At 71.3% G+C, this 5,794-nt stretch carries 5 protein-coding genes; 2 read left to right on the forward strand and 3 right to left on the reverse strand.

Translation table 11 applies throughout. The annotated features are described in order from the left end of the window. Window positions 1-1,840: DUF3141 domain-containing protein (locus L2I40_RS17915; RefSeq protein ID WP_237216557.1), on the reverse strand; the 1,840-nt coding region annotated here is incomplete at its 3' end. 136 nt (window positions 1,841-1,976) lie between these two features. After that, window positions 1,977-3,635 (reverse strand): hypothetical protein, encoded by a 1,659-nt coding sequence (locus tag L2I40_RS17920; protein ID WP_237216558.1) that lies wholly within the window; start codon window positions 3,633-3,635, stop codon window positions 1,977-1,979. 201 nt (window positions 3,636-3,836) lie between these two features. Between L2I40_RS17920 and L2I40_RS17925 the strand changes: the two genes are divergently transcribed. Then, window positions 3,837-4,142: a hypothetical protein gene (locus L2I40_RS17925; RefSeq protein ID WP_237216559.1), complete on the forward strand. Its 306-nt coding sequence runs from the start codon at window positions 3,837-3,839 to the stop codon at window positions 4,140-4,142. Window positions 4,143-4,299: 157 nt separating this feature from the next. Further along, a complete protein-coding gene (locus tag L2I40_RS17930) occupies window positions 4,300-5,439 on the forward strand; it encodes an AraC family transcriptional regulator (protein ID WP_237216560.1) in 1,140 nt (379 codons plus the stop codon). A 7-nt stretch (window positions 5,440-5,446) separates the two neighbouring features. Here the strand turns inward: L2I40_RS17930 and L2I40_RS17935 are convergent. Next, the coding region (locus tag L2I40_RS17935) for a hypothetical protein (protein ID WP_237216561.1) at window positions 5,447-5,794 on the reverse strand (348 nt) is incomplete at its 5' end.

Here is a 5,794-nt window from a genome sequence, read left to right on the forward strand (position 1 = left end):
GCCGCACCCAGATCAGCGCACGGATCACCGCCGTATGCACGTCGCCCGTGGCCATCGCCGCGCGCAGCCGCTCGGTCGCCAGCGCGACGAAACGGGCGTGGTCGGGGCTGAGGCCCGGCCGCGCGCGCGGCGGCGCCGTCCCGGCCGCCTGGCCCGTCGCCGCCTGCACCAGGGGCGAGGCATAGACCTCCTGGAAGATGCGCTCGCTCAGCGCATCGCGCTGGCGGCCGTAGGCCTCCAGCATGCGCGTCATCGCCTCCGACACCTGGCGCTCGGCGACGCGGCCGGGATTGTCGTCCTCCACCGGCTGGCGGTCGGCGCGCGCCAACTCCGCCGCCCAGCGCACCCAGGCCATCGCCGGGTTGCGGTCCGAGAAGAAGGTGTAGGACAGGCGCGCCGGATGCAGCTGCTCCATCGCCCAGGTGACGGGCGGCGTCGCCATCGCGCGCACCACGGGCTGTGCGAACTGCCGGTAGAGCGCGAGGTTCGCCTCCGACACGCGGCGCGCGGCGGCGAAGCGCTTCTCGTCCTGCGGATCCGTGCCGCCGTGCTGGGCGAGGTCGGCGAAGCGGCGCGCCGGGAAGTTCACGAGCCAGTCGCCGCCAGCGAGCTCCGACCGCGCCTCGCCCTTCGCCGGCCGCAGGACCGCCTCGTAGAGACCGGGCGGCAGCACGTCGATCATGTCCATGTTGGACGCGAACTCGTTGTGCTCCTTCCGCGCCACGCCGCCCGAGACGAAGATGCCGAGATGCCCGATGCTGCCGTGCACGGAATAGACGATCGTCTGCCCGTGCGTGCGCAGGTCGTCCTCGTCGGCGTAGAGGTCGGTGATCCAGGAGAGCGCCTGCGCGGGCGGGGTGATGTCGTCGCCTTCCGAGCAGAACACGATGATCGGGGACTGGATGGCGCGCAGGTCCACCCGTGTGCCGTCCGAGAAGGTGAGCTCGCCCGTCGCCAGCCGGTTGCCGACGAAGAGCTGGTCCACGATGAACTGCATCTCCTCGGCGTTCAGCCGGACGTGCCCGCCCCACCACTTCTCGAAGCCGAGGTAGCGGTCAGCCGCCTTGTCCACATCCGCCCAGACCTCGTACTGCTTGGTCCAGTAGGTGTTCGCCGGGTTGCCGCTCTCGAAGTTCGTCACCAGCCAGGCGCCGTCGAACTTCCCGCCGCCGAGATCGCCCGTCATCGCGGTGAGCCAGGAGCCGCCGAGCAGCCCGCCGAGGTAGCGCATCGGCGCCTTGCCCGGCACGCCAGCCCAGTAGGAGATGGGCGAACCGGCGACCATCAGCGGGCCGAAGATCTCGGGCCTGATCGCGGCGGCCATGAGCAGCGCCCAGCCGGCCTGGCAGTTGCCGATCGCGACCGGCTTGCCCTCAGCGTCGTGGTGGCGGCGGCCAACCTCCTCGGCGAAGGCGACGATGGCGCGGACCACGTCCTCGATCGTCTGGCCGGGCTGCGGCTCGGGGCGGAAGCCGACGAAGTAGCAGGGATGGCCGGCGTTGATGGCGACGCCGATCTCGCTGTCCGCCTTGAAGCCGCCGATGCCCGGGCCGTGTCCGGCGCGCGGGTCGATCACGATGAAGGGGCGGGCGGCCGGATCGGTCGGCGGCGCGCCCTCGGGCGGCACCACGCGTGCCATCCAGTAGTTCACGGGGCGAGCAAGGTCGCGCCCGTCCATGATAACGTCGAAGCCGAAGGTCAGCACGTTGCGCAGCGGGTCGTCCTCGGCCGCGAGGAAGGCGTTGCCGCGCTGGCGCAGCACGTCGAGGAACAGGACGGAGCGCTGCCAGGCGTCGAGGCCGTACGCGACCCAGGGAAAGGGCGAGACGTCGACGCGCATCATCATTCTCCTCGCCTGCGCGGCCGGCGGGCCGGCGTGCCAGCACGACGTCCCTTAGCAGCCGGGATGGGGGCCGCGACACTGCCGTGGGCGGCCGCGCGGGGTAAGTTACCGTGACGTCCCTGCGGAGGCGCGCCTAGGACCCGGCGGCCGCGCGGGCCGGCTCGATCAGCCGGCTCAGGCCAGTGTCGCGGCCCGCCAGCCCCGCCTCCCGCAGCCCATCCAGCATCGCGGCGATGATCTCGGCATGGACGTTGCGCCCCTCGAGGTCGGCGACGACGCGGTCCCCATAGGTCGGGTCGATGCGCTCGATCGCCTCCACCGCCGCCCTGGCCTCCGCGGCGAGGCCGAGCCGCGCCGCGGCACTCGCCACCACGACGAAGGCCGGAATCACATTCGCGACCGTCATGCGCCGCATCTCGACGAGGGCGTCGTGATACCGGCCATGCATGTAGTGGTAGAGCGCCAGCCCGATCCGGTAATTCCCGGGCTGCGCCGGGTTGCGCGCGTAGGATTCGCGCAGCAGCGGCAAGGCCTCGTCCCATTCCATCCGGACCGCATGGCGGACGCCGAGGTCGGACATGATCTCGGTATCGTTCGGATTGAGGGAGAGCCCGGTGCGGAGCCCGGCGAAGCCGGCCGCGACGTCGCCGCCGAACCAGTAGGCGAGCGCCAGCGCGTGATGTCCGCGGCTGCAGCCCGGCGCGAGTTCCACCGCCCGCAGCGCGAGGTCGCGAGCGCGCCCGAGGGTCTCCGCCGTCGTCCCGGGTCCTCCATGGCCGAACCGCACCCAGTCCACATGGACCAGAGCGAGGCAGGCGAAGGCCTCCGCGTAGTCGGGGTCTCGCCGGATCGCCTGCTCGAGTCCGTCGCGGATCGAAGCGATCAGGCTGCGGTCATAGGTGCGCCAGTACTGGTAGAAGCGGATCACGCTGTCGTAGGAGGACAGGCTCTCCGGCGGCTTCCCCTCCACTTCGCGCGCGTGCTGGCTGTAGATCACGCCGTAGGGCTGGGCGAGGCTGCGCACCACGCTGTTCGCCACTTCGTCGCGGACACGGGTGATCTCGGCGGGATCGAGCAACCGCTCGAAGGTCTCGCCCCAGACGTAGCGCCCGGTCCGCGCATCGGACAGCAGCACTTCGAGCGTGAAGCGGCCGCCCGACAGCGCCGTGCCGCCGGTCAGGAGCAGGTCGACGCCGAGCGGCTCGCCGGCGCTGAGCGAGGCAGGCGTCGCGTCGCGGCTGAACGCCGTCTCCGCCCCGAACACGAAGAGATCCGTGAAGCGCGTCAGGCCGACGATCACCTGGCGCGTCAGGCCGCGGCTGAAGTTGGGATAGGAGGAGTGATCGCCCTCCTCCTCGAAGGGCTGCACCAGGATGACCCGCCCGGTGCGGCTCGGCGGATCATTGGCCGCAGCCGGTCGCATCGGCCCATCGCGTCTTGTGCCATCCTGGCGTTCGAAGACCGGCACGTACCCACCGCGCGGGATGGTGATCCGAACGCCGTCCGCCCGCCCCGCGGTCAGGTAGTAGCGCTCGAGGGCGCGCCGCAGCCGCCCGGCTTCGATGCGCACGATCGAGTCGACCTGCGGATCGAAATCCGTGCTCCGCCCGAAGACCGTCGTCGCGATGGTGTAGGCCTTGATCCGCTCGCCACGACCGCCGAGGGCTTCGTCCACGACGTAGCTCAGGAACTTGCGGTTCCGGTCGGATGCGTCGAACTCGCCCGAGGCAAGGATCCGCTCAAGCTCCTCGCGGATCTCGCTCGTCCCGATCGTGCGCTCGACCTCGCTCATCTGGAGCTTTCTGTCCCGGTTCTTCTCTATCTTAAGCTTAGGCTTTCGCGGAGGTACGTCAACAAGATCAGAGCGTTGACCAGCCACCGAGTCCGACGACGGTTAACAGTGACGTACTGCGCGCCCGCGTCGTGCCGTTGTGCCCTTGCGTCACCGCTAACCGTGGCGAAGCGCCACCAACTCGACGGGGGCATGCGCGCGATGGCCGACAAGACGGCTGTCCAACCGGAGTTGGCATCGGTCATCGCCCGCTTCCCGGATCGGGAGGCGATGGCCCGCTATCTGTTCCGCACGCATCCCGACTTCCGCAGCATCTGCGAGGATTATCGGCTGGCAGCCGATGGGGTCGCGACGTTCCGGAAGCTTGCCGCGACCGCGCCTCGGCCGGAGCTCGACGAGTACCTCACCCTGCTCCGGGAGCTCGAGGCAGAGCTGCTCTCCATGTTCGGCGCGGCGGATGCCGCCTCGCCGCCCGCTGGCGATCTCCGCCGGCCAGGCGGCCATTGAGGCGGTCGGCAACGATGTCCGCGCCTCGGCCGACCCGGGTCCTTCACATTTCCGTGTTCAGCCCGCCGAGCGCCCGTCATGCGCCCGCCGCCGGAGTCGCGGCGCGGATCAACGCCTCCGGCACCACCGCGACCAGCGTCGTCGTTCCGCGATGATCATGCTCCCGCATCCCGGCACGGATCACGCCAGCGGCGCGGCGGATCCGTTCGGGACGCCTGCCTCGATGCGGACGCGGCGCGGCACGCCGCTCGCCGAGCTCGGCAGTCTCGTCGCCGGGTTCGGCGTCCGACCGGAGCGGCTGGCCGAGCTCGCCGGTCTCGGGCCGGAGCAGCTCCTGTTCGGCGACGCCACGCTCCCGCTCGCCGGCATGGCGCGCCTTCTCTCGGCGGCAACGGCACTGACGGGGCGCGACGACATCGGCCTGCTGCTCGGTCGCCGCATCGACGCGCTCGCCGGTCTTGGCCTGGTCGGCCAGGCGATGCGGCACGCCCCCGACCTTCGCACGGCACTCGACGACCTGCTGACGCACCAGCGCCGCAGTGCTGACGCTCCGATCCTCTACCTGCTGCGCGCCAACGAAGAGGTCTTCCTCGGCTGCGCCTTGCCCGGCCCTGCCGGCGAGTCCACGTCGGAGCTCCTCGACGCCGTGATCGCGGCGGGCGTCGGCCTGATCCGCAGCCTCGTCGGCGTCGTCGCCTCCGAAATCCTGCTCGCCCGCAGGCAGCCGGCGGCGCCGGACGCCTATCGCGCAGTGCTCGGCGCCCCCGTCCGCTTCGATGCGCCGATGACCGCGCTCGTGCTGGATGCGCGGGCACTGGCGCGCTCCATCCCCGATGCCGATCCATGCCGCCGCGCCCGCCTGCTGGCCGACGTCGCTGCGAGCCGGACTCCGCACCCGCCCGACATCGCCGCGGATGTCGTACGGGCGCTCTTGCCGCACATCGTCTTCGGCGCCGCCACGCTCGACGCCATCGCCGCCTCTCTCGGGATCCATCCGCGCACGCTGGAGAGACGGCTGCGCGAGGAGGGCCTGAGCTTCCGCAGCCTGCAGAGCAGGCTGCAGCTGGACGTCGCATGCCGCCTGTTGCGCGACACGCGCATGAGCGTCGCCGCGATCAGCGAGGCGCTCGGCTACTGCGACCCGAGCGCATTCGGCAAATGGTTCCGCCGCGCCGCCGGCGCGACGCCGGCGCATTGGCGGGAGCGGAGCGGGTGCATTGGGCAGCCCGACGGCGATGCGACGCAGCGCTCGTGTCTGTCGGGAAATCACAATCGGGAGCTTCTGGGGAGCTTCTAGTCTTCCGTCACGCACGGCCGCTGTCGCGAGCGGGAATCGGCAGGTTGGGGAGGAGGCGCATGGGACGGATACGAGGCATCGGCGCGATCGTCGCGGCCGGTCTCTGCGGTGCCGGACTGCTCGCATCGCCGAAGGCATCCGCGCAGACCAACGAGGAGCTGCTGCGCCGCATCGACGAGCTGCAGCGGCGGATGGCCGAGATGGAGACGGCGCTGCGCGAAGCCACGCGCGCGCCGCGGCCGGCGAGGCCTCCGCCATCGCGCCCTTCCAGTATCTGCGCCTCGTCTTCGTCGCCGCGGCCGCCTGGCTGTTCTGGGGCGAGGCGCCGGATGGCTGGGGCTGGCTGGGGGCGGCG

This window comes from Falsiroseomonas oryziterrae, from assembly GCF_021864505.1.
In the GTDB taxonomy this organism is placed as follows: Bacteria; Pseudomonadota; Alphaproteobacteria; order Acetobacterales; family Acetobacteraceae; genus Falsiroseomonas; species Falsiroseomonas oryziterrae.

Excerpts from the sequence above, each read along its gene's own strand:
- L2I40_RS17930 (WP_237216560.1), top strand. The coding sequence starts at position 4,300 with ATGCTCCCGCATCCCGGCACGGATCACGCCAGCGGCGCGGCGGATCCG.
- L2I40_RS17925 (WP_237216559.1), top strand. The coding sequence starts at position 3,837 with ATGGCCGACAAGACGGCTGTCCAACCGGAGTTGGCATCGGTCATCGCC.
- L2I40_RS17920 (WP_237216558.1), bottom strand. The coding sequence starts at position 3,635 with ATGAGCGAGGTCGAGCGCACGATCGGGACGAGCGAGATCCGCGAGGAG.